This is a genomic window from Actinoalloteichus hymeniacidonis, from assembly GCF_014203365.1.
Classification (GTDB): Bacteria; Actinomycetota; Actinomycetes; order Mycobacteriales; family Pseudonocardiaceae; genus Actinoalloteichus_A; species Actinoalloteichus_A hymeniacidonis.
The window spans coordinates 162,982-187,489 of the sequence record NZ_JACHIS010000001.1; the positions used below are offsets into that span (position 1 = coordinate 162,982).

Sequence of the window (24,508 nt, forward strand, 5' to 3'; positions counted from 1 at the left end):
AAAGTGTTGTCCGAAGAGCATCGCCCCAGAACGGCTGTTCGTAGAGGTCCGCTGGCGGGAACGAGTCGCCCAAGGTGTGGAACTAGGACATCGCGACCTGAGGAATGGCGATTAAACTGAGCGGAGTCTCCTGGTCGCTCATGGTCACAAAGTCTGCCGGAGGGTTGGGGATCATTCCAAACACAACCGAGGGGGGCGGATGCCGAGATGAGCCGGTTCGCATTCGAGCTCGGGAATTCTCGTGGTTGTACACCCGCCAACGATGGACTCCCGGCCCTGCCTAGCGAAACCATGGCCGCATTGGGCATAGTCCAGGACACCGATCCGAGGCTGCGGCGATCCGCCCGTGCTTTCGACCTTCCGGTCGAAGCCGATGACGCCCACCGTGTGGTGATCGAACTCAACGCCGCCGCCGAACGAGTCGCTCAGGCCCACAATTTCGGCAAAGGGATGGGCATCGCGGCGCCACAGATCGCGATCGACAGGGCTGCTGCGATTGTCCGTACTCCGGATGGCGAGTCAATCACCCTGTTCAACCCTAGAATCATCGAGTCAGGGGGCGAGTCGGATGAGCAGTACGAGGGGTGTCTGTCCTTCTTTGACGTTCGTGGGCAGGTTCCCCGCTCACACACCATCCACGTCGAGCACACCGTCATCGATGGGACCACGAAGATCACCGTGTTCAAACACGGAATAGCCCGGCTCGTAGCCCACGAGATCGACCACCTGCACGGCCACCTGTACACGGACCGGATGCGGGAGGGGATCGAACCAATCCCGGTCGAGCAGTACCGAGGCACCGGGACGAACTGGAAATACTCACGGGCCGGGCGCCTTATTGCTCATAGCGATCATCTATCAAACGGAACACATAGGGTGGATGGGGATCAAGCCGAACGTGGAGCCAACTGCGTCGAGATCGGGCAGGCTCCCGGCTTGGTCGGCATCAGAGACACCAAGAACCGCGACGGCGGCACTCTCGTGGTCGGACGCGCGGCGTTCGGTGCGTTCCTGACCGCAGTGAAGACCAACCGCCTCGGCTGACCTGCCACGAGAGCAGCCTCCGGACCACGCTGGACCAGAGGCTGTTTGATCCGCGCCGAAATGGCGCTCCCGACCATCGCCAGACTGTCAGTCGACGAGCGTGAGGGGCGTGGGACTGAACCGGCCCGCGAGCAGGTCGGCGAGCAGGGCAGGCAGGGTCGCGGGCAAGAGCTTGTCGCGGCACTGCCGCAGTTCGTCGGCCGGCCACCAACGGCGTTCGATCAGCCCGGCTTTCTCGTTCTCGGTGGGCTTGAGTGCGACCTGCGGCGCGGTGCTGGGGGTGCGGCCGAGGAAAACGTGCTCGATGCGGTGGTGGTCACGGTCCTTGTAGCGGAAGCGGGATTCGCGGACCCACAGCTCGCGGCCGAGGGCGGGGAGCATGATTCCGGTCTCCTCGGCGACTTCGCGCCGCGCAGCGTCGTGAAGGTCTTCGCCCTCGTCCAATCCACCACCGGGCAATTCCCACCAGTGGTGATCGGGGTCGGCGGGGTCGAGAGCGTGGATGAGCAGCAGACGGTCGGCGGGGTCCAGCAATAGGACACGGGCGCCGATGCGAGGCGTGATGGTGCTGGTCGAGGCGGTCATCCTGCGGCTGGTCCTCGCGGTCTCGGCTGACGGATATGTAGTCCGGCAGCCGACCGCGAACCGGCTGGTGGGTCAGAACAACGTGGGCTCCGGCTCGGCGTGCGTGGCCACCGTGGCGGGGTCCGACGTTAGCAGCGACGTGGTCGCGGACTGAGAAAGGCGCACGGCGAGCCCAGAATGGTCGGTGGGTCGGGTGAAAGTCGATCGACTCGACTGACCCGCCGATGCACCTCGAAGATGTACACGGCCCACTTGCCAGCCCTATAGGAGCGTTGGCGATCCCTGAGATAGCACAACGGCGGGACCACGTTCGACGACCATTTCGCCGAGCGTGGTCCCGCCGTTGTTCGTGCTAAGAGCGGGACTTCAGGCCGAATTCAGTCCTTCTTCGGCTGGTCGTCCTGCTCCGGCAGCGGCGTGCCGGTGCTTGTCTCGTCGGTCGGCACGTCGGCGCGTTCGTCGGTGCCGATACCGCCGACCTCCTTCTCCTGCTCCGGCGGCTTCAGGCCGCGCCGCACCGCACTGAGCAGCAGGTGCGCCACGTCCACGACCTCGACGTTCTGCGCCTCGCCCTCGCTCTGCTTGGCGGTCACGCCGTCGGTCAGCATCACCCGGCAGAACGGGCAGCCGGTGGCGATCTTGGTGGTGGCGGTGCCCAACGCCTCGTCGACCCGTTCGACGTTGATCCGCTTGCCGACCCGCTCCTCCATCCACATCCGCGCACCGCCTGCGCCGCAGCACATCGAGCGCTCGGAGTTGCGGGGCATCTCGCGCAGCGCGGCACCGGAGGCGCCGATCAGCTCGCGCGGCGGCGTGTAGACCTGGTTGTGCCGACCGAGGTAGCAGGGGTCGTGATAGGTGACGTCCTCGGTTACCTCGGCCACCGGGGTCAATCGCCGCTCGCGGACCAGGCGGTTCAGCAACTGGGTGTGGTGGACGACCTCGTAGTCGCCGCCGAGCTGCGAGTACTCGTTGGCGATGCTGTTGAAGCAGTGCGCGCAGGTGGCGACGATCTTGCGCTTGTGTTTCTCGCGGCCCTCGAAGACGGCGTTGAGCGTCTCGACGTTCTGCTGGGCCAACATCTGGAACAGGAACTCGTTGCCCGCCCGACGGGCCGGGTCTCCGGTGCAGGTCTCGTCCGAGCCGAGCACGGTGTACTTGACGTCTGCCAGGTGCAGGAGTTCCGCGACGGCCTGGGTGGTCTTGCGGGCCCGGTCCTCGAAGGCGCCCGCGCAGCCGACCCAGTAGAGGTATTCGACGTCCTCGGCGAGCTCGCCGTCGAAGACGGGCACCTCGAAGTCGAGTTCCTTGGTCCAGGCCAACCGTTCCTTGGCGTTCTGGCCCCAGGGATTGCCCTTGTTCTCCAGGTTCTTGAACATGCCCCCGAGCTCGCTCGGGAAGTTCGACTCGATCAGCACCTGGTAGCGGCGCATGTCGATGATGTGGTCGACGTGTTCGATGTCCACCGGGCACTGCTCGACGCAGGCCCCGCAGCTGGTGCAGGACCACAGCACCTCGGGGTCGATGACGCCGAATTCGTCGGGTCCGCCGACCAACGGCCGCTCCGCCTCGGCGAGCACGTCGCGGTGGATCTCGGCGATCCTGGCCTCGGCGTTCTCCCCGACGATGCCGACCTCGTCACCCGCCATGTCCTTGCGCCCGCCCGCGAGCAGGTAGGGGGCCTTGGCGTAGGCGTGGTCGCGCAGCGAGGTGATGAGCAGCTTGGGCGACAGCGGCTTGGCGGTGTTCCAGGCCGGGCACTGCGACTGGCAGCGACCGCATTCGGTGCAGGTGGAGAAGTCGAGCCAGCCCTTCCAGCTGAAGTCCTCGATCTTGCCCGCGCCGAACACGTCGGTGTCCGGGTCGGCTTCCTCGAAGTCCAGCGGCTTGCCCGCGCTCATCATCGGCTTGGCCGCACCGAGGGCGACCCCGCCGTCGGCCTCGCGCTTGAAGTAGATGTTGAAGAAGGCGCTGAACCGGTGCCAGGCCACACCCATGGTCAGGTTCCTGGCGATGACGATCGCCCAGGTCATCGAGATCAGTACCTTGATCGTCGCGACGATTCCGATGGCTGCCGGGCTCGCGGGCAGCACCGAGCCGAGGGCGTGCGAGATCGGCGCCGCCCAGACCGGGTAGGCCAGATGGTCGTTGGCGGCCTTGAAGCCGCGAATCAGCAGGATGCAGACGCCGACGCCGAGGATGACCGCCTCGACGAAGTAGGCCTGCCAGAAGTTGGAACCGGCGAAGCGGGACTGAAGATCGGCGCGGCGCGGGTGGTTGCGCTGCCGGATGCCGATCAGCACCAGGATGCCCAGCACCGTGGTGGTGGCCATGATCTCGACGAACAGGCCCCACAGACTCCAGCTGCCCAGGATCGGCAGGCTGAAGAACGGGTTGTAGGTCTCGCCGTATGCCTCGATCAGCGTGAGGATCAGCGTGATGAAGCCGACCATCACGAACCAGTGGGCGACGCCGACGACGCTCCACTTGAGCATGCGGGTGTGGCCGAACACCTCGACCAGCATGTTCTTGAGCCTGCTCGGCCATGGGCCGTTCCGGGTGGGGTCGGGTTGTCCGAGCCGGACCGTGCGCACGATGCTCACCACGGCCTTGCTCAGCAGGACGACAGCAACCGCGGTAACGGCATAGCTGATCGCTGCCAGGGCCAGATACAGGACATCCATCCTCGAAGCCTCCAGTCCGAACTTCCGAGTGCTGGCAGCGTACGTCAAGTTACTGATCGGTAACCACTGCGGGTGTCTGGTCGGTGTGTGTTGAGTGTCCTCGTACCCGGGCTCGCCTTCGCAGCCGAGTACGAGTCGTCGCAGGTATTAGAACCGCCTGCGGGCAAACGAAAGGGCGGCCACTCCGATCCGGAGTGGCCGCCCTCGCGGTATAGCTCATCGGTTCATCGAACCGGAATCACCTTGGATCAGGCGACACCGTCGGTGCCCGAGGCGTTGCGACGTCGGAACTTCAGCACCATGAAGGTACCGCCGGCGAGAGCAACGCCACCGATGATGATCAGCGGAAGGATGAAGTTCGCACCGGTGTCAGCCAGGTCGTCCTCGTCATCCTGCTCCGGTGCGTCTGCACCGGGGGGGTTCGCGCCCTCTTCACCGTCGCCCGGGGGCGTGGTGGGGGGCGGGATCTCGCCCTGGTCGTCCAGAACGATGTAGGTCACGGTGGCCGGGGCCGACTCGGAGCCCTCGATCACCTGGACCGCGGTGATGGTGTGCGTGCCGGGAGCGAGCTCCTCGGTGACGTCGAGCGTCCAGTTGCCCTCGGCGTCGGCCTCGGTCTCGCCTGCGGTCTCCTCGTCGACCGAGACGGTGACGGTCGCACCGGCCTGAGCGGTACCGCTCACGGTCGGGGTCGCGTTGTCGCTCTCGGTGCCGTCGGCGGGCTCCGTGATGGCGGGAGCAGCCGGGGCGACGAAGAAGCTGAGGCTGGTCTCCTCGGAGGTCCAGGTCTCGCCACCCACGGTCAGCGTCTGGGACGCCGTCACCGAGTATTCGCCGACCGGAAGAGCGGAGTCGGGACGAATCTCCCAGGCGCCGTCCTCATCTGCGGTGACCTCGGCGGCCTGGTCGTTGATCTGCAGCGAAACCGTGGCGAACGGGTTGGCGGTACCGGCGATGACCTGCTCGTCCTCGCCGATGCGCTGGCCGTCTTCCGGGGTCTCGATGACCGGTGCGTTGACCTCACTGAGGACGGCGACGCCGTCGAGGTGCGGCAGCACGTTCTCGGTCAGCGAAACGCCGAGCGAGATCGGGTCGATCGGGTTGCCCTGACCATCCGTGATCTCACAGCCGCCGTCCGCGTTACCCGCGGCGGCCGAGGTGATGCCGACGGCGAGGGAGCCCGCAACGATGGCACCGCCACTGTCGCCGCCCTCGGTGCAGGCGCTGTGCTCGAAGCCGTCGATGTCGACGAGGTTGCCCTGTCCGTCGTTCACGCCCTCCCAGGTGGTTGCGGCGTGCGTGATCTCGCCACAGGTGTACTGGGTGGTGCGGCCCGACTTGCAGACCTCCATGCCCTCGATCGGCTCCACGACACCGGTGATGGTGGTCGCGTTGTCGTCCCAGGTGTTCACGGCAGGGGCGATGTTGTCGCCGGTGACGTTGATGGTCGCGTAGTCGGTGTTGTTCTCACCGAAGGACACGACGTCGAAGTCGCCGAGACGCTCGAGCGGCAGGGTCGGCTGCTCGCCGGGGATCTCGCGGTAGGCGACGCTGAAGTCCTCATCGCCGTAGCAGTGGCCTGCGGTGAGGTAGATCGGGTTGCCCGAGGCGTTGTACGCCGGGAAACCGAAGGAGCAGACGCCGACGATGTCGTCCTCGGCCTGGTTGCCGGTGAAGTAGCCGTCGCCACCGTTGATGTCGACGAGTCGACGCTCGGCGGTCTCCTGCTTGGTCGTGACGTCGACGCCGACGTCGGGCAGCGCACCTTCGAGAGCGGCTGCCTCCTCGCCGTTGCCGAGGGTCACGACGACGGAGCTGGACTGCACGTCGACCGAGACGCCTGCGACGAGGCCGCCCTGGCCGGAAGCCCAACCCGCGAGTTCGGCGCTTGCTGCGTCGAGCTGGGCGAGGCTGACGCCACCCACCTCGACCTCGGCACCGAGGTCGACAGCCACCTGGGCGGCTGCGTTGTCGGTGACCTTCACATGAAGCTTGTTCGTTTCCGAGTTGAACCACGAGCCGCCGAAGCTGTCGCCCAGTTCGCCGGCGAGCCGGGCGCTGGTGTTCGACGCGTTGCCTGCCGCAGTGGCCTGCTCTGCATAGGCTTCGGCACTGATGCCGAGGTCACGCTCGATGGCGACCTGCATCTGCGAGGGGATCGACTCGACGTTCACGTCGGTGCCGTTCAGCGGGGTCGCGTCCTCGGACTGGGCGCTTGCCACGCCCCCGAAGGCCCCCAGGGTGACCACGCCTGCGGAGAGTGCCGCGGCGAGCAGCCCCCGACTGGGACTTGCCTTGCTCATTTAGCTCCTTCCCCAGTGCCCCAGCCCCCCGGTTGGGGTCACACGTTCAGGTGACGTTGGGGACCGTAACCGGATGGATGGTCGACATGGGGAGAGCTCGTGAAAATAGGTACGAAGTTGACCTGTTCGTTATACACGCAGCGTGTGGGCGGTCTAACCCTCGGTCGACTTCGGGGCGATGTGTCCGATTTGCTCGCGTATGCTGCGCACGGAAATGCTCGGACGTGTATTTAGTCACCATCGGGTGACATCGGTTCGACACAGAGTGATTGCGTGAACACGGGTGTGCCTGTGGTGGCCCCGATGGCTTGTCGCGTCTGACGGGGCCGGTGCGATGCATGGGGTTGTTCCGCGTCCGCGCGCTGCGGTGGCCGGAAGCCTGCCGCCGCCCTTGGGCTCGCGGATGGAACGTCGTCGATTCGATAGAACCGCCAGCGCCGTCGATGATCTCGGGCCGGGTTCCTCGGCGATGTGTTTCCGCCCACCCGGCAGACCCCTCGTTGCCTTGGGTCCAAGGGGATCCGACATCGTCAGTGTGGCGATATCCGCTGGTGGGAAGCGCTTTTCGTGGATCTCTTCGACCTGGGGAACTTTCGGTGGTTATCCTGCGTTGGCAGGAAGGTTGAGCGGTACTCGCTCAAGTCGCCGTCGGGGGATTCAGAGTCTTCTAGACTTGAGTCTGAGTCGCTCATGGCTTGGATAGAACACGTCTTTTAGCAGGAGGTTCCTCGATGTCGCGTGCGGTCGGTATCGACCTCGGTACGACCAACTCGGTTGTCGCCGTGTTGGAGGGTGGTGAACCGACGGTCATCGCGAACTCCGAGGGTTCGCGGACGACGCCGTCGGTCGTCGCCTTCGCGAAGAACGGCGAGGTCCTGGTCGGACAGTCGGCCAAGAACCAGGCCGTCACCAACGTCGACCGGACGATCCGGTCGGTCAAGCGGTACATGGGTACCGACTGGACCGTCGAGATCGACGATAAGAAGTACACCTCGCAGGAGATCAGCGCCCGGACCCTGCAGAAGTTGAAGCGCGACGCCGAGGCATACCTCGGCGAGGAGATCACCGACGCTGTGATCACCGTGCCCGCCTACTTCGAGGACGCGCAGCGGCAGGCCACCAAGGAAGCGGGCACGATCGCCGGACTCAACGTCCTGCGCATCGTGAACGAGCCGACGGCGGCCGCGCTGGCCTACGGCCTCGACAAGGGCGAGAAAGAACAGACCATCCTGGTCTTCGACCTCGGTGGCGGTACCTTCGACGTCTCGCTGCTGGAGATCGGCGACGGCGTCGTCGAGGTCCGCGCCACCTCGGGTGACAACCTGCTCGGCGGTGACGACTGGGACCAGCGCGTCGTCGACTGGCTGGTCGAGAAGTTCAAGGCCGCGCAGGGCATCGACCTGACCAAGGACAAGATGGCCATGCAGCGGCTTCGGGAAGCCGCCGAGAAGGCCAAGATCGAGCTGTCCTCCTCGTCGACGGCCACGATCAACCTGCCCTACATCACGGTCGACTCGGACAAGAACCCGCTGTTCCTCGACGAGACGCTGTCGCGCGCCGAGTTCCAGCGCATCACCTCCGACCTGCTCGACCGCTGCCGCGCGCCGTTCGCCAACGTGATCAAGGACGCGGGCATCTCCGTCTCCGCGATCGACCACGTGGTGCTGGTCGGTGGCTCCACCCGGATGCCCGCCGTCGCCGAGCTGATCACCGAGCTCACCGGCGGCCGTGAGCCCAACAAGGGCGTCAACCCCGACGAGGTCGTCGCGGTCGGTGCCTCGCTGCAGGCCGGCGTCCTCAAGGGCGAGGTCAAGGACGTCCTGCTGCTCGACGTCACCCCGCTGTCCCTGGGTATCGAGACCAAGGGCGGCGTGATGACCAAGCTCATCGAGCGCAACACGACGATCCCGACCAAGCGGTCCGAGACCTTCACCACGGCCGACGACAACCAGCCCTCGGTGCAGATCCAGGTCTTCCAGGGCGAGCGCGAGATCGCGGCCTACAACAAGAAGCTCGGCATGTTCGAGCTGATCGGCCTGCCGCCCGCTCCCCGTGGCGTGCCGCAGATCGAGGTCACCTTCGACATCGACGCCAACGGCATCGTCCACGTGTCCGCGAAGGACCTGGGCACCGGCAACCAGCAGTCGATGACCATCACCGGCGGCTCGGCCCTGCCCAAGGACGAGATCGACCGGATGATGCAGGAAGCCGAGGCGCACGCCGAGGACGACAAGCAGCGTCGCGAAGAGGCCGAGGTCCGCAACCAGGCCGAGACTCTCGTCTACCAGACCGAGAAGTTCATCAAGGACAACGACGAGAAGCTGCCCGCCGAGGCCAAGGAGAAGGTCACGGCGGCGATCGCCGAGGCCAACGAGGCGCTCAAGGGCACCGACGTGCCCGCGATCCGCGCCGCGGTCGAGAAGCTGTCCACCGAATCGCAGACCCTCGGCCAGGCGTTGTACGCCGACGCCGCTGCCGCTCAGGGCGCTCCCGGCGCCGAGGGCGCGGGCGCTGCGGGTGGCGCGGATGCAGGCGCGGGCACGCCCAAGGGTGACGACGTGGTGGACGCCGAGATCGTTGACGAGGACGACAAGAAGTGACCACCTCGGACCGTTCGGGGAACCCGGAGAAAGAGGAAGGCAGCGAAGCACCCCGATTCGCGTTCCACGACCGCCGCCGAATCGACCCGCAGACCGGAGAGGTACGCGTGCCCGACCCCGCCGAGACGACGGACAAGCAGCCAACGGCACCGGAGGAAACCGAGGCTGTCGTGGTGGACGAGGTCGACGACGCCGAGGAACAGCCGGTGTTCCCGACGGCCGAGGACGTCGCTGATCTCCCCATCCCGCCGGACTCCGAGCCGGTTCCGTCGGTGGTCGATGCCGAGCAGGCGACCGAGCCCACGAAGCCCGCATCCGACCCGGTGCAGGCGGAGTGGGAGGACCTCACCCGTCAGCTCGCCGACCGGACTGCGGATCTGAAGCGGATCAACGCGGAGTACGCGAACTACCGCAAGCGGGTCGACCGCGATCGCGAGGCCGTCGCGGTCGCCGGTAAGTCGCAGCTCGCGGCCGAGCTCCTCGTGGTCCTCGACGATCTGGGTCGGGCCGAGGCGCACGGCGACCTGACCGGTGCGTTCAAGTCGGTGGCCGACAAGCTGGTCGACGCCCTGACCAAGGCGGGCCTGCAGGCCTACGGCGAGGAGAACGAGCCGTTCAACCCCGCCGAGCACGAGGCCGTCGCGCACGACACGTCCTCGGACGTGTCTGGCCCGACGGTGACGGCGGTGCTGCGGCGCGGTTACCGGTTCGGGGACCGGGTGCTGCGTCCCGCGCTGGTCGCGGTGACCGATTTCGAGGCGGGCGCACCTGCGTCCGACAACGGATCGGGTGCCGCCGCCGAGCAGGACGAGAAGCCCGCCGAGTCGGCAGCCGACGCCGCGGAACCGACGGACAAGCAAGACTGACCGAGGAAGGAGGGACGTCCGAATGAGCGCTAGAGACTGGATCGAGAAGGACTTCTACGCGGAGTTGGGCGTCCCTCCCGACGCCTCCGCCGACGAGGTCAAGCGGTCGTACCGCAAACTCGCCAGGGAGCTGCACCCGGATGCCAATCCGGGCGACACCAAGGCGGAGACGCGGTTCAAAGCGGTATCCGAGGCGTACGGCGTGCTCTCCGACGGAGACAAGCGCAAGCAGTACGACGAGGCCCGCCGGTTGTTCGGCGGCGGCGGGGGCGGCTTCCGTCCCGGCGGCAACTTCGAGGGCTTCGGCAACAGCACCTTCGATTTCAGCGACATGTTCGCCAACCGGGGCGGCGCGGCGGCAGGCGGCGCGGGCGGCGGCATCGGCGACATCCTGGGCGGGCTGTTCGGCAAACAGCGTGGCGCGCAGGCGGGTGGCACTCGTCCGCAGCGTGGCGCCGATGTGGAAACCGAGATCCGCATCGACTTCGTGGAGGCGATCCGGGGCGCCACCGTCCCGTTGCGGCTCTCCAGCCCCGCCTCCTGCACCACCTGCCACGGTTCCGGTGCCCGACCGGGCAGCACACCGAAGACCTGTACGACCTGTTCCGGGGCGGGTGTGGTCACCCGAAGCCAGGGGGCCTTCGCCTTCAGCGAGCCCTGCCGCGACTGCCGGGGCAGCGGGCGGCTCATCGACGACCCGTGCCCGGAGTGCGGCGGCGAGGGCGTGAGCACGCAGACCAGGACGCTGACCGTGCGGATTCCCGGCGGCGTCACCGATAACCAGCGCATTCGACTCGCCTCCCAGGGGGAACCCGGCCGACGTGGCGCGGCCGCCGGCGACCTGTACGTGCGGGTCCATGTCACCCCGCACCCGGTGTTCGGCCGGGAGGGTGATGATCTCACCCTGGTCTTGCCGGTGACCTTTCCCGAATTGACCATGGGCGCCACACTGAGCGTGCCGACTCTCGACGGACGGGTGTCGGTGAAGGTCGCACCCGGCACCGCGAGCGGTCGGGTGTTGCGCGTCCGAGGACGCGGTATCGCCAAGCGCGATGGTTCATCCGGCGACCTGCTGGTCACCCTTCAGGTCACGGTGCCCTCCCGGTTGGACGGTCCGGCCGAGGAGGCACTGCGCAACTATGCGGAGGTCACCGCAGACCACGACCCCCGCGCCGAACTGACGAGATTGCTGGACGAGGGACAGCGGGGGTGAAGCGGGTCGTGTTCTTCGCTAACCGGGCCGCGAGAACACGACCGACGTGCGCTCGGCAGCCCAGCGCGCCGCCGTCGTCGGTGTCGTGCGATGTGAGATCCACCGACGCGAAGTCCACCCCAGTGGAACCGACAGCGGAGGAGCCGACATGACCGGAATCCCGTTTCCGCCTGGAGTCGACGAGGACACCCCGGTGTTCGTGATCTCGGTGGCTGCCCAGCTCTCCGGCCTGCACGCCCAGACCCTGCGAACCTACGACCGGCTCGGGCTCGTCTCGCCCGGCCGAACCGCAGGCGGCGGGCGGCGATACTCGGCCAGGGACATCGGACTACTCCGCGAGGTCCAACGGCTGTCGCAGGACGAGGGCGTCAACCTCGCCGGGGTGAAGCGCATCATCGAGCTGGAGAACGAGGTCGAGGAGCTGCGCGCCCAGGTCATGGAATTGGCCAGGGAGGTGGCCGCTGCCCACGTTGCCGCCGAACAGGCCGCTGCGGCGGTGCACACCTCGTACCGGCGCGACCTCGTGCCGGTACGGCAGGAGACGGCGCTGGTGGTGTGGCGGCCCCAACCGCGCTGAGCTGATCACGCTGACTCGACTTCGCTGACTCGACCGCGCTGACCTGATCACGGCGCGCAGCCGGCTGACCCGATCCCGATCGCGTCGTCGTCGGCGGCCGCGCCGATCGCGGCGCGGCATTGACCCGGTTCGTCCGCGACCTGGCGCAGTGTGGCCCCTGCGCAGGCAACATCGACACCGACCGCCGATGGTCGCCCGCCGCCTCGATTCGCCGAGGCCTGCGCCGAGGTGCGCGGCGACTCCCAGGCCCACCGACGCAACGGCACCCGACACAGCCGAGGTGGCCGTGTCGGGTGCCGAGTCGGATTACTCGTCGCAGCCGATCAGATCATCGGTCGCCGTCTTCGCCGCCTTCGCTGCCACAAACGATCTTGGGCTGCGGGTTGTAGGTGACGGCGCGCGGCCCGTCGCGGCGAACCTCGTTGCCATTGAGATCACGGATGATCCGGGTATCGGTGACGGTGAAGCCCTGACCGCCGTTGCTCGGGCTGCAGGGTTCGCCCTCGGGAATCTCCTTGGTCTGCGGTTCGGTGAGGTTGGTGCGATCGCCGGTGACCGACTCGACCTCGTACCGCTTGGTGCCCCAGATGGTCACCGTGACCTCGCTGGGCGTCCAGTTCGTCTGGATCACCACTCCGGTGTCGCTGTCGTTGACGAAACCGACGTCGATGACGCTGCTGCCGTCCGGGTTCTGGAAGACGGTCGCCTCGCGGCCCTCGGGATAGCGGCTGATGTAGTAGCTGTGTTCCTGGTGACCGTTGTCCTGAAGACCCGCGAAGTAGTACGCGTTGTAGAGCGTGGTGGCGAACTGCGAGATACCGCCGCCGACGGCCCGGCCGGGAGCTCCGTCCTGGATGATGCCCGCCTCGACGTAACCCTCGGCCAGGCCACGCGGACCGGTGTGGGTGTTGAGGGTGAACGTCTCGCCCGGCGGAACGATGGCCCCGTTGACCTCGGCAGCCGCCTGCCGGATGTTGATTCCGGAGTCGGCGGCGAACCCGCCGGTGGTGAAGCTGCTGATCTGTTCCTTGATCCCCAGCTCTTCCGCCTGCTCGGTGGTGATCTCGGCGGGCTGGTCCTCGTACTCGGCCGGGATGGTGCGTTCCTGCGGGACCGCGGCGCGAAGTACGTCCTGGAGCGGCTCCAGGGTGGTCTCCCAGTTGATGCCGCGTCCATCGACCGAGGGTTCGATTCGCGGCGACCCGCCATCGAAGAGGATCTCGGCGTCCTTGCCCTCCTCCTCGGTGTCGGCCAGCTGCGGCTGCAGCGATTCGGTCACCTTGCCCAGGTCCAGCTCGGGGCTCAGGCCGCCGTTCTCGCCGGGGACGAAGGTGAGGGCCGAGGCGATGACCGCCGGTTCCAGCAGGGCGTCCTTGCCGTCGCCGGTGATGGTGACCGGTGAGGCCACGGCGGGTTCGGCGATCTCGGTGATGGCCCGTTGCACACCCTCGCTGGTGGTGGCCACCTCGACCTCGGACACCGGGAGTTCGAGTTGGCGCCCATCGGCCCAGCCGGAGTAGAGGACGTCCACCGATCCGTCGATGTCGAGGTTCTGCCCACTCATGGGCTCGATCGCCACCGGTGTGGTGCCCTCGAAGGCGATGCTGCCCTCGGCGGGTTCCCGGTTGATCTCCGGAGACAGCGCCTCGACCGCTGCGGTGAGCTGGTCTCGATCCGTTGCGGTGACGACGTCGACCTCGCGGCTGGTGAAGAACGAGGACAACCGGACGAACGGGTTCAGTGGTTGGTCCTGTACCTGGGTGAGCGTGCGATCCCAGTCCAGGGTGAGTCCGGCCGATTCGGGGTCAATCTCCGTCTCGACGTCGCCCGCCTGCACGGCTACCGGCGTGCCCAGGCGGGGGCCGATCTCGGCCCGCAGGCGCTCTTCGGCCTCGGAACGCTCCATTCCGCCGATGGACACGCCCGCGACCTCGACGCCACGCGGGATGTGGTTGGAGCTGAGCATCAGATCGGCGCCGTAGAGCAGACCGAGCACGCCGACGACGGCGGCGGCGACCAGGCCGCCGCGCTTGACCTTGGAGAGTCTGCGGGCGTACTCGGCGTCGCTCATGGGGCCATGGCCCGATTCGGCTTCCTGCTCCCCACCAACCGCCTCCTGCCTGGCCTGTTCGGCGGCAGCGCTGCCGTCGAAGAGCGCGGTCAGGCCAGCCTGCTCCGGCTGTGGCGGCGGGCCGCCATAGTTGACCTTGGGGATCACCACGGTCTGTGGTTCACCCGGTTGGGGCAGTGCGCCCTGGAGCGCCTGATTCGGGCCTTGCGGCCTGTCCCCCGAGGCCATGACCTCGGTGGCTCCCGCGACGGGCGGTCCGTCGGTGGGAAGCAGCGATCCGGAGACGACGTGCGTGGCCTGTTGCTCGCCCAGCCTGCCTTCCAACCCAGGTGACCTGCCACTTGAGACGGCGCTTCCCTCGAAACGGGTGGTCTCGGCATCCCTGATCGGGGAGAAGGTCGTGGTGCGTTCCGGCGCGGGCTCGGCCGGGGCGGCGGGCTTCTCCTCGGTGGGACCGAGCGAACCCGAGTACGAGCCGGTCAGCGAGCCACTGAGCGATCCGCTGTGCGGGGCTGGGCCGGCCTGCGGGTTGGGCGGCTGCTGGTGGTCGTCTCGTGGGTGCCCGCTCGATGGCTGGCCTGCGGGCGGCGTTCCCGGACCGCTGAGCGAACCGGTGAGTGAACCGGACAGCGCCACGGTCTGCTGATCCGACGGGGGCTGCTCGGTCGGTTGCTGCGTCACCGGCTGGAACAGCGAGGTCCGTTCCTGACCGCTGTCCGAGGCGCCGGGCCGCTGATTAGGGTTCGGCCCCTGGCTCGGTCCTTGGCTCGGTCCTTGGTTCGGCTGCGGGGGAGCGTCCGACGAGGGCGGCTGCACCGGTTGGAACAGCGAGGTCCGGCCCTGGTCCGACTCGGCGGCCGTGGGCGGGTGGTTCGGGTTCTGGCCCTGCCCCTGGCTCGTGTTCTGGTTCGACGGCGGCCCAGACGGGCCAGGCTGCCCGGCCTGCACCGGACGGAACAGCGAGGTCCGTTCCTGGCCTGCCGGGGCGGCGTCCGCCTGCCGTTCGGCGTCGGCCGCCTGCGGCTCCGAGCTCGGGCGCGGGTCGCTCACGTGTCCGGTGCCGGACTGCCCGCCACCGGGCGGCGTGTGCTCCGAACGATCTGAGTTGGGCGTCGCAGCCCCCGCCTGACTATTCGAGTCCGAGGAAGGCCGCACCGGGCGGAAAGGCGTGGTGTCCCCCTCGGTGGGCGGTCCCGACTGCTGCGCGGGTTGTCCCGGCGCGGTGTCACGGGAATCGGCACCGTCGTTCCTCGGGGATCCAGGGTTCACTGGCACGTCTTGCACGTTGTTAGACGTGCCAGCCCCTTGGGAGGTTGTCGACGGCGTCTGTGACGGCCCTTCCCCCGGGGGAGTGAGGAACGTGTTCTTCTCTGACTCGTTGTGACGAGTGTGCGGCGGTCCAGGCGGGCCAGTGCGCTCCGACACCGCTCCCCCAATCTTCCGTGCTCGATCGTGTGGGGCTAGCAGAGAGTGCCTACCTGCCCATAGTCACAGCGGGGTCACGATCACAGGTAAAGGCCGGTACCGTGGTCGGTTTGTTCACTTGCGACCGCATGCAGATCACGTTCGCGCATCACCAGATAGGCCTGGCCCTGGACTTCGACCTCGAACTGTTCCTCGGGGCTGAACAGGACACGGTCACCGACCTTGACAGTCCGGACGTTGTTGCCGACACCGACCACTTCGCCCCAGGCCAGACGCTTGGCGACCTGTGCGGTGGCCGGAATGACGATCCCGCCGCTGCTTCGGCGTTCTCCGCCGTCCGAAGTGACACGGACCATGACACGGTCGTGCAGCATCTGGATCTCAAGCTTGGCTACGGACACCCGTGGAGCCTACTTGTGTCCTTGCTGGCCATGTCACTGGTCCGGGTGGTCGAACACCGGGTGGTTGACTGGCTCGACGCCCGCCTGTCCGGTCGGTGCCGACGTAGATTACACGTCGTGATCCAGACCACCCATCACTAGGGGTAGTCGAGTGACTCCCGAGGGCACTATTCGGATTGGGATACCCCAGTCCTGCCGGACCAGCCTGCAGGCGGGATGTTCCACGGCCGGATCGTCATCGCAGGACGCGCCCTGCGCGACCACATGGAGCACTCCGCCCTCGATGTCGTCGGCCAGCACGATCTCCCGGCTCAACGCCGTATCCACCCCCGCCCCGGACACCAGTAGCTCGGGCGGCGACGAGGTCACCTCGACCCGTGTCGACGGCCCGTAGCGTTCGTCGAGCTTCTGGCCGGGCGGCGGCGTGAAGACCACGGCCAGCTCGACAGGGCCCGGCGCCAATTCGCTGGCCTCCCGCCGAACCTGGTGTGCCTCGCCCGCGACGAGCGTGGCGGCCACCCCCGGCGGCACCGGCCGGTCGACCCGGTGCGCGGCCGAGCTGACGACGAGCAGTTCCTCGTCGAGCACCACGGCACCCGACGGCTCCGCAAGGCCGTCGACCAGGGTCGACACCTCGTCGGTCGCCGGATCGAACCGCCGGATCGCGCCGTTGTAGGTATCGGCGACCACCAGACTGCCGTCGGCGAGCGCGGTCACCCCGAGCGGATGCTGGAACAACGCCTCCGCCGAGGGACCATCGCGGTGACCGAAGTCGAACAGTCCGGTGCCCACCGAGGTGCGCACCTCGAAACCGCTCGCCGTGGCGCCGACCCAGCGCAGCGCCGAGGTCTCGGAGTCGACGAACCAGAGTCTCTCGGCGGTCGCGGCCAAACCGGAGGGTTGGGCGAGGAAGGCCTCCTCGGCGGGCCCGTCGGACAGGCCCTCCACCGTCGTGCCCGCGAAGCGGGCCACCGTGCCCCGGCGCGGATCGAAGGACCCGAGGGTGTGATTGCCCGCCATCGCGATGATCACCGCGTCGGCGCCCGCCCACCAGGCGACATCGGTCGGACTGGTCAACGGGATGTCGGTTCCCGGTCCGGCGTCGATGCCGGACCGCCATTGCTCCCCGGTGCCCGCGACCGTGCGGACGCGACCGGTATCGAGATCGACCGCCCGCAGCAGGTGGTTGACCGTATCGGCGACGACGAGGTGATAGCCGACCTCGGCCGCCAGCGGCGCGGGCAGCAGGGTCAAGCCCGACGGTTCGGAGAACTGTGCGCTGGACGCCTCGCCGTCGGCTCGGCCCCGGGTTCCCGAGCCGATTCGACGCAGCACCGTCTCGCCGTCGGCCTCGAGTTCGACGATCTGGTGATGCCGGGTATCGGCGACCAACAGCGTTCCGGTGGGCGTTGCGATCGCCTTGCTCGGGAACCGCAGGGTCGTCTCGGCCGGTTCGACCGGAACATAGGGACCGCTACCGCGATGCAGGGTGCCCTTGGCCTCGTGCACGGCGATCAGTTCGAGGATCACAGCGCGCAGCGCCTCGATGTGGCCCTCGCCCGCGGCGACGTGCACGACGTAACCCTCGGGGTCCACCACGACCAGCGTCGGCCAGGCACGAACGGCGTAGGCGCTCCAGGTGGCCATCTCCGGGTCGTCCAACACCGGGTGGGTGACCTCGTAGCGCTCCACCGCCGCAGCCAGCGCCGCCGGATCGGCCTCGTGCACGAATTTCGGCGAGTGGACTCCGACGGTGACCAGGACGTCGGAGAACTCCTCCTCCAGCGGCCGTAGCTCGTCCAGGACGTGCAGACAGTTGATGCAGCAGAAGGTCCAGAAGTCGAGGAGCGTGATCCGCCCTCGGAAATCCTGGATCGAGTAGGACCTGGTGCCTGTGGGGCCCGCTTCGGTGCCGTCCGTGGAGGCGCCGGTGTTCAACCAGCCTCGTCCGACCAACTCGGGCGCCCGGACCCGACCCTTGCGCAGCACCGAAGAAGTCACAACGGGATTCAACGCCCTTCGGCCGTCCGGATGTTCCGCGTCCCAGTGTCTGGGACGGATTGTCATGGAGCTCACCCGGTTCGACCACCGGCAAGCGATCTTGGTCCTACTCTGCGGACGCCGCGCGCAACAGTCGGAGCTGGCCGATCTCGGCGACGTTCTTCATCAGCTCGCCGTTCACCCAGCCGATCGTGTGCGCAACGGTCATGTCCGGGTTGTCCTGCCACGGAAAGGTCGCGGGCGCATCGAGATCGGCCTCGGTGATCCGGTCGAGCACCGAACTCCACTCCGTGCTCAGCGAGCGCAGCCACTCGACGGTCCCCTGCGCCGTGCCGGGCCAGCGGATCTCGCCGCGCTCGCGGGGCGGACGGCCTTGGGCGTGATCGAGGGTGACCGACCACCACCAGCCGAGATGCCAGGTCACCCAGGCGATGGTCGGCACCGGGACGGGGTCCGGTTCGATCTCGGCGAAGTCGGGTTTCCAGCCACCATCGGCGGTGGGGTGCATCGTCCAACAGTTCTCGGCGGGCTCCCAGCGCAGATCGGCCGTGACCAGCTGCGCCAGATGGAACTCGGCCAGCGACCAGACGAAGTCGAATTGCCAATGCAGGAGTTCGGTTCGGGACGACGACACGGGCCGCGCGTCGGCTTCGGTGTTCGACATGGCACGGATTCTGTTCGATACGGGACGCGGCCGGTACCCGATTTCGCCGTGACCGGCCGCGTGGGACTGCTCAACTCGGTGGCGGCTGCCGTTCGATCTGGGCGGCTGCTTCGAGCAGCATCCATGCGCCGAGCTGCACGGACAGATCCCGTTCCTTACCGGGGCGTGCCGTCGCCGACTCACTGCCGGGGACCCGCGCCGGGGTGGTCCAGCTCGGCCCGAACAGCGGACCACCGTCGGCGACCGCGCGGTTGTTCCAGGCCGAGGCGGCCGAGGACAGCACGAGATTCGACGCGGTGTCGGCGGCTTCGGCATACCGGACCGGTAGTGCGGCGGCGGCCAAGGCCAGATAGCGGGCCAGGATGCCGCCGAACAGACCGCCGTCACCGCCGCCGTGGCCGGGCAGCACCCCGTCGGCGTCGGCGAGTTCGGTGGCCACCGCGTTGATGGTCCGCACCGCGCGTTCCCACCACTGCTCGTCCTCGGTGGCCAGGGCCAGCTCGACGCACGCGCCGATGAACACGCCCTGGCAATAGGTGTAGATCTTCTTGACGACCGATCTGATGTCCGAACCCGGCGGGGTGGACGCCGGATCCGCGTCCAGGTCGACTCGCAGGCCGTCCCAGGCCAGCCCTGTCGCCGGATCGATCAGTCGGGCCTCGATCCAGTCGGCCATCCGGATCGCTCGGTCGAGGTCGGCGGCAGGCCCACCGAACCGGGTGCTGCGGGCCAACAGGATCGCGGCCGGTCCGTTGGCGGGCACGTTCTTGAAGTCGTCGGGATAGCGGTCGATGCGCCGCCACCAGATGCCGCCGCCCGCCTGCTCGGTCCACGCGCCGTGCAGCTGGTCGATGAGCAACCGAAGCGCCTTCGGATGTTCGACGTCCGCCGTCTCGGCGGCTCGTTGTAGGGCGAGGCCCAACCAGGCCATGTCGTCGAAGTAGTCGTTGGTCCAGCGCGCGTTGCGCAGCCGGATTCCTCGGCTGACCTCTCGGATGATGCGCTGCCGGTCGGGCGTCGGCGAGCGGAGCCAGGCATCGATCGAACAGTCCAGTAGGTGGGCCTGCCACCAGTAGCCCCACGAACCGACCCCGAGGCGGTCGACGCCGCTCGGCGGCCAGTGCATCAATCCCAGCCGAGTGCCGGGCAGTCCCCAGACCCGGCGCAGATGTCGGGTGTGCACGGCGCGCCCGGCCGCATCCGCCCGCGTTGCCCACACGCCGCGTGGCGTCGGGTCCCGTTCGTCGTTTCCGGCGTCCTTGGTCACCGTGCCATGGTGCGCTCGACCGGGACCCTCGTGCAGTCTGTGCTCGCTAGACGCGGGTCGGAACGGTCCTCGCGCTACCTGTCACCAGGCGGTCGACAGGTCGGCATGGCTGGTGATCCAGGAGTGCATGACGATGCCCGCCGCGACCCCCGCGTTGATCGATCGGGTGGAACCGAACTGTGCGATGGACACCAGCAGATCCGCGTTGTCCCGAGTCTCCGGCGACACCCCGGTGCCCTCGTGTCCGAATACCAACACGCAGCGCCTCGGGAGGGTCGTCTCCTCCAGGCGGACCGAGCCAGGGGTGTTGTCCACCGCGACGATCTCGAGTTCGTGTTCGGCGGCGAAGGCCAGCAGTGCGGCCACATCCGGCTGATGCACCACATGTTGGTAGCGGTCGGTCACCATCGCGCCGCGCCGGTTCCAGCGTCGGCGTCCGACGATATGCACGGCCTTGGCGGTGAAGGCGTTCGCGGTGCGCACCACCGTGCCGATGTTGTGGTCGTGCTGGAAGTTCTCGATGGCGACGTGGAAATCGTGCCGCCGCTCATCCAGATCCGCGACCACCGCTTCACGCCGCCAGTACCGGTAGGCGTCCATGACATTGCGTCGGTCGCCCTCGGCCAGCAGCTCGGGATCGTAACGCTCGTCCTCGGGAAGCGGGCCGGGCCAGGGGCCGACACCCACCGGTTCGCCGACGACCCATTCGGTTGGACCGGCCTCGTCCACGGGTTCCTCGCCCGCCTGCTCGGGCCCCGCGCCGGCGGTCAGGGCCGGCTCGGCGGCTGCGAAGGACCACCCGGGTAACCGGGCCCGGAACCCGGTGCCTGCTGCCCGTACTGCTGTTGCGGCGCGGGCTGACCGGCGTAGCCCTGCTGCGGCGCGTATCCCGGCGGCGGACCCTGCTGGCCGAGGCCGGGTTGCTGGCCGGAGTGCGGGAACGGCTGCTGTTGCTGGTAGCCCTGGTGCTGCGGCTGTTGCGGAGAGCTCAACGAGTCGAAGGCGCCGGACAGCGACGGCGATGCCCGGACATACGGGTCGTCCACCTCGAAGTAGTCGGCTGCGGAGATCTTCGCGATGCTCGCCACGATGCTGGACGGGATGGACTGCACCCGGGTGTTCATCGCACGTACGTTGCCGTTGTAGAACCGGCGGCCCGCCGCGATCCGGTCCTCGGTGTCGGCGAGTTGCTTCTGCAGGTGCAGGAAGTTCTGGTTGGACTGCAGTTGCGGGTAGCTCTCGGCGAGGCCGAGGAAGCCGTGCAGGGCGCCGGTGAGCTGCTGTTCGGCGCGACTCTGATCGTGCACGCTGGCATGTGCCTGCCTGGCCTGCATCGCCTGGGATCGCGCGGAGATCACCTGTTGCAGGGTGCTCTGCTCGAACTGCGCGGAGGCGCGCACCGTTTCGACCAGGTTCGGGATGAGGTCGTAGCGTCGCTGCAACTCGACATCGACCTGTCGCCAGGACTCTTCGATGGTGTTGCGCTGTGCGACGAACCTGTTGTAACTGACGATGTAACCGATGCCGATGATCACGACCACGGCCAGCAAGATCAGCAGAATCAGCAGCATCGGGTCCACGTCGTGAGGCTACCGGCTGTATTCGACCGGGTCACCTGGTCGCGAGAAGTCGCCGATCAATCGAAGGGCGGCAGCGATCGAGAGGTCTGACGCGACCAGGCCGTGAGGGCGGTGTAATCGGCGGCGGTGATGCCATGCCGTGGGTCGACGCGGTGGAGCAGGGCGGGCGTCGGGTGGTGTGCCGCCACCCAGATTCGGTCGGTGTCGGTGAGCTCGTCGTCGACCCAGATGAACGGCCGTCCCGCCGCGAACTCGACCAGGACACGGGTCTTCCAGTGCAGCCCGGCCCGCGCGTCCCGTGTCTCGATCTCGGAGGGTTCCGGCCAGTCGACGACCGCCAGCGCGGGCAGGCCGAGCCGTGGTGCGATCGAATCGTTGGCGTCGGCCAGCCAGGTCGTCGCCCAGACCAGTTCGCAGCCCAACGCCGTCAGCCGAGGTCCATGCTCGGGATCGATGCGTTGCAACAGCGGATTCGTCTCGGATTCCCCGTGCGCCCGAAAGGTCGGATACTCCGGCGGATCCGCCCCGAAGGGGATGAGCGGTCCGTCGACATCGAGGAAGAGCAGCGGGCGGCGCCCGAGATCGGTCACTCCCGCACGGTAGCGATGCCATGCGGCCTTGATTCCGTGGCTTGGGAGCGAGCCGCCCCGAAGACCATGCGGTCTCCCGGGGCGGCTCGTCCTGCACGGTAGGGATCAGGCAGGTCCGCAGGCCACGTCCTGCTTCGGCCGCTCGCCGTGAACCAGGAAGTCGGTCGTCAGATCGTTGGCGCAGGGATTGTCCAGCCACAGGTAGGCCAGGTGCCCGCCTTGATCCGCAGTGATCATCCTGGCTCGATCGCCGAAGGCGTCGCTCAACTTCTGCGCGCCCACCAGCGGCGTCGCCGGGTCGCGGAGGTTATGCAGGATCAGGACGTTCGACGGCCCCTCGTCGGTGATCTCCACCGGCGGTTCGATCGGCTCGGACGGCCAGAACGCGCACGGCGTGATGTTGGCGCCCGCCGCGCCGAACTTCGGGTACTTGATCCGATCCTCCTCGACGTTCTGCTTGTAGGTGTCGATCGACTCGGGCCAATCGGAGTCGTTGCAGATCACGTGCAGTTGGCTGGCCAGGTAGTTGTCCGCCGGGATGGCCGGGTCGGTGGCAGCGGTCTGCGCTGCGGGCTCGGGGATCGGCTGCCCGGTGTCGAACGCCTGCAGGATCTCGGCCAGATACGGCAACTCGCTGTCGTAGTACAGGTTGGCGAACACCACCTGCCGGAGCAGCTGGCCGTTATAGCCCTCGGGGCTCGGCGTCTCGTCCAACCGCGCGGCTAATTCGAGGTACTTCGCCTCGACCTCCTCGGGGGTCGAACCGAACCCGTATTCGGGGTGCTCCGCGAGGTACTGCGCGAAGTCCGGGAACCGGTCCTCGACGCCTCGACCGAACAGCCGGGAGAACTCGGCATCCCAGCCGCCGGGGCCGGTCGCGCTGTCGAGCAGGAAACGGTCGCTGCGCTCCGGGAACATCGTCGTGTAGACCGATCCCAGGTAGGTGCCGTAGGAGACGCCGAAGTAGGACACCGTCGACTCGCCCAGTGCGGCCCGGATCCGATCCATGTCGCGTGCCGTGTTCGCCGTGGTGATGTGCGGCAGCAGCGCCGCCGACTCCGAGGACCCGCAGGCTTCGGCGACCGTGGCTGAGGCCTCGGCCTGGGCGTCGACGGTGGCCTCGTCCGGTGCGTACAGCGGGATGTTGGTGAAGTGACCCTCCGCCGAACCGCAGGTCACCGGGGTGCTGTGGCCGACGCCGCGCGGGTCGAATCCGATGATGTCGTAGGAGTCCAGCACCTCCTGCGGGGCGTCGAGACCCTCGATCGCGGCGGGGAAGATGAGGCTCTCACCGCCGGGACCGCCTGCGTTGGTCAACAGCACGCCCCGACGCTGCTCCGGGTTCTTGCTGGCCAGCCTGGAGATCGCGATCTCGATCTGCTCGCCGTGTGGATCGCGGTAGTCGAGCGGGACATCGAGTGTGGTGCACTCCAAGCCGGGGCTGGCGACGCCTTCCGGGCAATCACCCCATTCCAGGCTTCCCGGTGTCGCCGCCGCCGCGCCCATCGGGGTCAACGACGTCACCACGGCCGCGGTGACGACTGTCAGGACAGATCTCCGCATCGGTCTCCTCCTTGGGAAACGAATCGAGTAATGCGCAGCGGATCGGCCGGGGTGGGAATCGGAGAAACCCCAGGTGGTCACCCGTCGCATGCCATTGATCTCATCAGTCGCCGTGGCAGGCGGGTAGTGAATCGATGTCATCGCTTCTCATGACATTTGTCCTGTCAAGTCATGACGTGGTGTCACTGGTGAAGCGGACCGCGATGCAGAACACTGGCGTCAGGCTTGATTTCTCGGTGCCGGGCGAATGCACTCGTTCATCGGACCGCGGGCGCCGTCACCAGCGGTGAGATACCGGAAACCGGTCGGGCCACGGTGCAGAGCGGGCAACGGCCAGAACGATCGACGTGAGGAAGAACGACAATGCAGAATGATTTGTTGATCGTCGAAGATCTGATGTTGCTGCTGCTCGACGATAAGACCGGCAGCCCGGCGGGCGCGGGCACCCTGTATTACACCCTCGGCGGTGCCGTATTGGTCGAGCTCGCATTGCAGGGCAGGGTCGAGGCGGAGGAAGGCCGTTTCTCCCTGAATGGTCCCAAGATCAATGTGGTCGGGGACGGCCCGCTCTCGGACCCGTTGTTGCAGTCGGCCTATGACAAGGTCGCCGAGAAGACTCAGCGAGTCCAGCCGTTGCTCATCGCGATCGGCGCCGACCTCTGGAAGGTCGTCGTCGAGCGACTCCTCGAACGTGGTCTCATCCGGCGGGAGACCAGGAAGGTGCTGGGCCTGTTCAAGACCACCAGGCTGCCCGCCGAGGAGACCGGGTACGAGGCAGCACTTCGACAGCGGGTCTGCGATGTCCTGGAGGACGGCGCGCCCGCTGATGCGCACCTCGCGGCGGTGATCGGGCTGGTCTCGGCCAGCGGCACCCTCCCGACCCTCGACCCGGCACCGAAGTGGTCGGGCAAGGTCCACGACCGCGCCAAGGAGTTCGAGCAGGGCAACTGGGGGTCCGAGGCAGTCAACGCCGCCGTGATGCGCACGGCCGCCGCGATCGCCGCGTCGAGTGCCGCGATCGCCGTCAGCGTGGCAGGCAGCACCTCGTAACGCCGAAACGGAAAACCCCTTCGC

At 67.6% G+C, this 24,508-nt stretch carries 18 protein-coding genes and 1 pseudogene; 7 read left to right on the forward strand and 12 right to left on the reverse strand.

The window, feature by feature from the left end:
* Nucleotides 1-291 precede the first annotated feature (291 nt).
* Nucleotides 292-750 (forward strand): annotated as a pseudogene (locus BKA25_RS27135) (peptide deformylase); the annotation flags it as partial.
* A gap of 126 nt (nucleotides 751-876) precedes the next feature.
* On the forward strand, nucleotides 877-1,044 hold the full coding sequence (locus BKA25_RS27450) for a DUF397 domain-containing protein (RefSeq protein ID WP_236751042.1): 168 nt from the start codon (nucleotides 877-879) through the stop codon (nucleotides 1,042-1,044).
* An 87-nt stretch (nucleotides 1,045-1,131) separates the two neighbouring features.
* Here BKA25_RS27450 and BKA25_RS00780 read toward each other — a convergent pair whose 3' ends face one another.
* The 3 genes from BKA25_RS00780 to BKA25_RS00790 form a co-directional block, all read right to left on the reverse strand.
* Complete coding sequence (locus tag BKA25_RS00780; protein ID WP_069852912.1) at nucleotides 1,132-1,629, reverse strand: NUDIX hydrolase; 498 nt, start codon at nucleotides 1,627-1,629, stop codon at nucleotides 1,132-1,134.
* A gap of 377 nt (nucleotides 1,630-2,006) precedes the next feature.
* A complete protein-coding gene (locus BKA25_RS00785) occupies nucleotides 2,007-4,313 on the reverse strand; it encodes a (Fe-S)-binding protein (RefSeq protein WP_069852910.1) in 2,307 nt (768 codons plus the stop codon).
* 248 nt (nucleotides 4,314-4,561) lie between these two features.
* Nucleotides 4,562-6,616, reverse strand: coding sequence for a S1 family peptidase (locus BKA25_RS00790; RefSeq protein WP_157421320.1), 2,055 nt, complete (start codon nucleotides 6,614-6,616; stop codon nucleotides 4,562-4,564).
* A 731-nt stretch (nucleotides 6,617-7,347) separates the two neighbouring features.
* Between BKA25_RS00790 and dnaK the strand changes: the two genes are divergently transcribed.
* From dnaK to BKA25_RS00810, 4 genes are all read left to right on the forward strand, one after another.
* Nucleotides 7,348-9,216: a molecular chaperone DnaK gene (gene dnaK, locus BKA25_RS00795; RefSeq protein ID WP_069852907.1), complete on the forward strand. Its 1,869-nt coding sequence runs from the start codon at nucleotides 7,348-7,350 to the stop codon at nucleotides 9,214-9,216.
* Nucleotides 9,213-10,082, forward strand: a complete 870-nt coding sequence (gene grpE / locus BKA25_RS00800; protein ID WP_069852905.1) for a nucleotide exchange factor GrpE — start codon at nucleotides 9,213-9,215, stop codon at nucleotides 10,080-10,082. The genes dnaK and grpE overlap by 4 nt, the downstream gene beginning before the upstream one ends.
* A gap of 22 nt (nucleotides 10,083-10,104) precedes the next feature.
* Complete coding sequence (dnaJ, locus tag BKA25_RS00805) at nucleotides 10,105-11,295, forward strand: molecular chaperone DnaJ (protein ID WP_069852903.1); 1,191 nt, start codon at nucleotides 10,105-10,107, stop codon at nucleotides 11,293-11,295.
* A gap of 148 nt (nucleotides 11,296-11,443) precedes the next feature.
* Nucleotides 11,444-11,872, forward strand: coding sequence for a heat shock protein transcriptional repressor HspR (locus tag BKA25_RS00810; RefSeq protein ID WP_069854177.1), 429 nt, complete (start codon nucleotides 11,444-11,446; stop codon nucleotides 11,870-11,872).
* A gap of 328 nt (nucleotides 11,873-12,200) precedes the next feature.
* Here the strand turns inward: BKA25_RS00810 and BKA25_RS28215 are convergent, their stop codons facing one another.
* From BKA25_RS28215 to BKA25_RS00855, 9 genes are all read right to left on the reverse strand, one after another.
* Nucleotides 12,201-14,993: a VanW family protein gene (locus tag BKA25_RS28215; protein WP_236750422.1), complete on the reverse strand. Its 2,793-nt coding sequence runs from the start codon at nucleotides 14,991-14,993 to the stop codon at nucleotides 12,201-12,203.
* 455 nt (nucleotides 14,994-15,448) lie between these two features.
* A complete protein-coding gene (locus BKA25_RS00820; protein ID WP_069852900.1) occupies nucleotides 15,449-15,769 on the reverse strand; it encodes a GroES family chaperonin in 321 nt (106 codons plus the stop codon).
* 108 nt (nucleotides 15,770-15,877) lie between these two features.
* A complete protein-coding gene (locus BKA25_RS00825) occupies nucleotides 15,878-17,836 on the reverse strand; it encodes an NHL domain-containing thioredoxin family protein (RefSeq protein ID WP_084643476.1) in 1,959 nt (652 codons plus the stop codon).
* Nucleotides 17,837-17,876: 40 nt separating this feature from the next.
* Entirely contained in the window at nucleotides 17,877-18,434 is a 558-nt protein-coding gene (locus BKA25_RS00830) for a DinB family protein (protein WP_221312294.1), read from the reverse strand.
* A 70-nt stretch (nucleotides 18,435-18,504) separates the two neighbouring features.
* Entirely contained in the window at nucleotides 18,505-19,701 is a 1,197-nt protein-coding gene (locus BKA25_RS00835; protein ID WP_236750421.1) for a glycoside hydrolase family 76 protein, read from the reverse strand.
* Between the two features lie 81 nt (nucleotides 19,702-19,782).
* A complete protein-coding gene (locus BKA25_RS00840; RefSeq protein ID WP_069852896.1) occupies nucleotides 19,783-20,430 on the reverse strand; it encodes a TrmH family RNA methyltransferase in 648 nt (215 codons plus the stop codon).
* A 38-nt stretch (nucleotides 20,431-20,468) separates the two neighbouring features.
* Nucleotides 20,469-21,272 carry a LemA family protein gene (locus BKA25_RS00845; protein WP_236751041.1) on the reverse strand — a complete coding sequence of 268 codons (804 nt, stop codon included), beginning with the start codon at nucleotides 21,270-21,272 and terminating at the stop codon, nucleotides 20,469-20,471.
* Nucleotides 21,273-21,337: 65 nt separating this feature from the next.
* Nucleotides 21,338-21,871 carry an HAD domain-containing protein gene (locus BKA25_RS00850; protein WP_069852893.1) on the reverse strand — a complete coding sequence of 178 codons (534 nt, stop codon included), beginning with the start codon at nucleotides 21,869-21,871 and terminating at the stop codon, nucleotides 21,338-21,340.
* A 105-nt stretch (nucleotides 21,872-21,976) separates the two neighbouring features.
* Nucleotides 21,977-23,434 carry an alpha/beta hydrolase gene (locus tag BKA25_RS00855; protein ID WP_069852892.1) on the reverse strand — a complete coding sequence of 486 codons (1,458 nt, stop codon included), beginning with the start codon at nucleotides 23,432-23,434 and terminating at the stop codon, nucleotides 21,977-21,979.
* 363 nt (nucleotides 23,435-23,797) lie between these two features.
* On the opposite strand from BKA25_RS00855, the gene BKA25_RS00860 reads away from it, so the two are divergent.
* On the forward strand, nucleotides 23,798-24,484 hold the full coding sequence (locus BKA25_RS00860; protein ID WP_069852890.1) for a GOLPH3/VPS74 family protein: 687 nt from the start codon (nucleotides 23,798-23,800) through the stop codon (nucleotides 24,482-24,484).
* The last annotated feature ends 24 nt before the right edge of the window (nucleotides 24,485-24,508 follow it).

Bases quoted from the DNA above. Each gene is read 5' to 3' on its own strand.
- BKA25_RS00780 (WP_069852912.1), bottom strand. From the start codon at position 1,629: ATGACCGCCTCGACCAGCACCATCACGCCTCGCATCGGCGCCCGTGTC.
- BKA25_RS00785 (WP_069852910.1), bottom strand. From the start codon at position 4,313: ATGGATGTCCTGTATCTGGCCCTGGCAGCGATCAGCTATGCCGTTACC.
- BKA25_RS00790 (WP_157421320.1), bottom strand. From the start codon at position 6,616: ATGAGCAAGGCAAGTCCCAGTCGGGGGCTGCTCGCCGCGGCACTCTCC.
- dnaK (WP_069852907.1), top strand. From the start codon at position 7,348: ATGTCGCGTGCGGTCGGTATCGACCTCGGTACGACCAACTCGGTTGTC.
- dnaJ (WP_069852903.1), top strand. From the start codon at position 10,105: ATGAGCGCTAGAGACTGGATCGAGAAGGACTTCTACGCGGAGTTGGGC.
- BKA25_RS00810 (WP_069854177.1), top strand. From the start codon at position 11,444: ATGACCGGAATCCCGTTTCCGCCTGGAGTCGACGAGGACACCCCGGTG.
- BKA25_RS00825 (WP_084643476.1), bottom strand. From the start codon at position 17,836: ATGACAATCCGTCCCAGACACTGGGACGCGGAACATCCGGACGGCCGA.
- BKA25_RS00830 (WP_221312294.1), bottom strand. From the start codon at position 18,434: ATGTCGAACACCGAAGCCGACGCGCGGCCCGTGTCGTCGTCCCGAACC.
- BKA25_RS00845 (WP_236751041.1), bottom strand. From the start codon at position 21,272: ATGCTGCTGATTCTGCTGATCTTGCTGGCCGTGGTCGTGATCATCGGC.
- BKA25_RS00855 (WP_069852892.1), bottom strand. From the start codon at position 23,434: ATGCGGAGATCTGTCCTGACAGTCGTCACCGCGGCCGTGGTGACGTCG.
- BKA25_RS00860 (WP_069852890.1), top strand. From the start codon at position 23,798: ATGCAGAATGATTTGTTGATCGTCGAAGATCTGATGTTGCTGCTGCTC.